We start from the raw sequence: 2,804 nt of genomic DNA, 5'->3' as shown, positions 1-2,804 counted from the left end.
GGCAAACCACTGGCCATCGCCTCCAGCGTTACCAGGCCAAAAGTCTCTGTCTGGCTGGGGAAGATAAAGGCATCGGCTGAAGCAAAATAACGCGCCAGCGTTTCACCGGTTTGCACACCGGCAAAGATAATCTGCGGATGTTCTCGCTCCAGCTCCGCCCGCATAGGACCATCACCCACCATGATCAGACGGGCATTGTTCCCCTGCGCCCGCAACGCCTGCCAACTGCGGATTGCCAGCGGAATATTTTTCTCAGCGGCAATGCGTCCGACATACAACAGCACAGGTTCAGCGCCAACCTGCCACTGCTGACGCAAAGCAATGCTGCGCCGGCGCGGATGAAACAGCTGGCAATCAACCCCGTGAGGCAGCACCGATACATTGCGGAAACCTTCGCTGCTTAATGCGCTTGCGATTTCACCCGCTGGCACCAGCGTGGCCGCCGTGCGGTTATGAAAACGCCGCAGCCAGGCCAGGGTCAGTGTTTTGATCCAGCCAAGGCCGTAATAGCTGCTGTAGCGATGGAAGTTGGTGTGGAAGGCACTGATAACCGGAATACCCTGCTTACGGGCCTGGCGCAGAGCAGAGTTACCCAGCGGGCCTTCGGTCGCAATGTACACCAGATCCGGCTGGAAACTTTGCCAGGCTCTGGCCACCCGGCGCCGGGCTGGTAATCCAAGCTGCAGATCCGGGTACATCGGGATGGTCAGGCCACGGCACCAGACTTCTTCGGTTTCAGGCAGCCAGTCGCTGCGCGGTGCCGTGCGGATAATCTGAATACAAAATTGTTCAGAGTTCAGTGCACTGAGGAGCTGGCGCAGGGAATTGGCAACGCCGTTAACGTCCGGAACATAGGTTTCCGTGACGATCGAAATGCGGATCTTGGCCATGGTTAAGCGGCACTCTGGTGATTATTCCACCAGTGTGACGCTTAACCCATGACAGTTTTATGAAGAGAGGAAGGAGTGTCAGCACTCGCCGGAAAGTTTGGACAAGCGATAACGCAGCTGACGCGGCGTCAGGCCGAGCACTTTCGCTGCCATGGTCTTATTTCCGCTGCATTTGGCAATTGCCGACTGAATGTCACTCAGTTCATCGGCCTGTACCCGCTGGTAAGGGCGGGCATAAAGTGTTTTGAAATTCGGCACCACCTGGGTGGCCAGCATATGGGCAATCTGCGCACCAAGAAAATTCACCAGCGCCAGATCGATATGGTCTGCCCGTGCACCACGCAGATCCATCACCAGCACCGCCAGCACCGACTGGCGCAACACCAGTGGCACCAGCAGACAGCGATCCTGCTGACACAAAGAATCGATAAAAGGTTCGAACCGCTCAGGGCGCTCGCTGCCATCTTTAATCACCAACCACTCACGTGATTCAAACTGACGGCACAGGGCATGCTGTACGGCGAAACTGTAAACACCGTTACTGACTCCGGTGGAACAGTACTGAGCTTTAAAACGGCTGGGAGAATCCGGTAAGGCTACGGAAACATTATTCAGTCCGCTGTTTTCGGCCACCAGCAACAACAGCTGCTGGATACTGTCCTCATCGTGGTAACGGCTTTCAATAATTTCGGTCACGCTGTTCAGCCAGGCCGATGGCATGGATGAAACGGGCATAACGGGCTGACGGTAATCCTGAATATCGGCAATTTTATACATAGGCTGCTCCTCCTGATAATCAGCCTTTCGCAAACTCCGTACCATGTTTTTATTTTGTTCAGGATGCGCTTAAAAACGGCTGATTACGGCCGGAAAGACAAAGAAAAAGAAGGATAAAGCGTGAAAAAATGCGCTATTTGTAAACAATGGAATATGGATATGTTCCAAGGCGGTGCACCTCCGGAACTGCAGTACCGGAGGCCACTACGGAGAAAGCGCCGCCTCAGGCTACGCCCGGATCATCACTCGGAAGGTATTCTTTCTGCAGCCAGCGGGCAAAGCCGCGACAGGCATCCTGACTGGTAAGGATTCCGGCCAGACGATCATTACGCATAATCAGCACCGCATTAACATGCTGTTCTGCCATCCCCATAAGAACGACATCCAGCCGGGTATGCAGATCAACCTGTTTAATCTGCCGGCGACACATATCACCGGCACTCAGGTCTCCGAGATCGCTGGAGGTATGACCCGGCTGTTGTGCCAGTTTGAGGTCTTCGATGGTCAGTAACCCGACAACCTCATGTTCGGCCATAACCGGCAGGTGATGGCAGTTATGAGATTTCATCAGTTCCGCGGCTTCGGCCAGTGGCAGACTTTCTTCCACATGAACCGGAAACGCCGTCATAATTTCTGCAATCGTAGGCATATGGCGCATAGCTGTTCCCTCAAAACGAATTCCGCAGGTCGCTGTACCGGATACTGACACCGGCACACAACGTACAGTACCCGGTACAGCGCTCAGACGCCAATGCGCCCCAGCGTATCCACTATCTGATGCAGAATACCCGCTAAGGTCGGATGTTCCTGCTCAAAACGAATCGCCTGCTCCTGCACCCGCTCGCCGATATCAGCCGCATCACTGTTATCCATGGCATTGATATCACGGGCAATGCTGTGCAGTAACTCCAGACTGCTATCGTCCAGCTGGGGATTCTGTTGCAGGGTCTCGTGCAGCTGTTGCAGTTGTTGTTTGAGATCTTGTTGAGGCATAGAAGCAACTTCCTTGGGTTAAAGCCTGTTCATACTGTTGCTGTCAGTCTAACAACTGCAGCGGCTCAGGTGCTAATCCAAATCAAGAAAGCCTGTTCAGTAGAGCGCGTGAAAGCAGAATGGCATACCGCAGGCTTCAGCCAT

General features: G+C 54.1%; 4 protein-coding genes. All 4 read right to left on the bottom strand.

Annotation, left to right across the window (positions count from 1 at the left end):
- The coding region (locus B3P58_RS06705) for a glycosyltransferase family 4 protein (protein ID WP_286716574.1) at positions 1–890 on the bottom strand (890 nt) is incomplete at its 3' end.
- Between the two features lie 78 nt (positions 891–968).
- Positions 969–1,667, bottom strand: coding sequence for a helix-turn-helix domain-containing protein (locus tag B3P58_RS06700; protein ID WP_222428580.1), 699 nt, complete (start codon positions 1,665–1,667; stop codon positions 969–971).
- A 223-nt stretch (positions 1,668–1,890) separates the two neighbouring features.
- Positions 1,891–2,325: an HPP family protein gene (locus tag B3P58_RS06695; RefSeq protein ID WP_145469761.1), complete on the bottom strand. Its 435-nt coding sequence runs from the start codon at positions 2,323–2,325 to the stop codon at positions 1,891–1,893.
- A gap of 83 nt (positions 2,326–2,408) precedes the next feature.
- Positions 2,409–2,660 carry a DUF4404 family protein gene (locus tag B3P58_RS06690; RefSeq protein ID WP_225692190.1) on the bottom strand — a complete coding sequence of 84 codons (252 nt, stop codon included), beginning with the start codon at positions 2,658–2,660 and terminating at the stop codon, positions 2,409–2,411.
- Positions 2,661–2,804 lie beyond the last annotated feature (144 nt).

The organism is Thalassolituus sp. UBA2009, assembly GCF_002335285.1.
In the GTDB taxonomy this organism is placed as follows: Bacteria; Pseudomonadota; Gammaproteobacteria; order Pseudomonadales; family Oceanobacteraceae; genus Venatoribacter; species Venatoribacter alkanivorans.
This window is presented reverse-complemented; position numbering and strand designations above follow the sequence as displayed.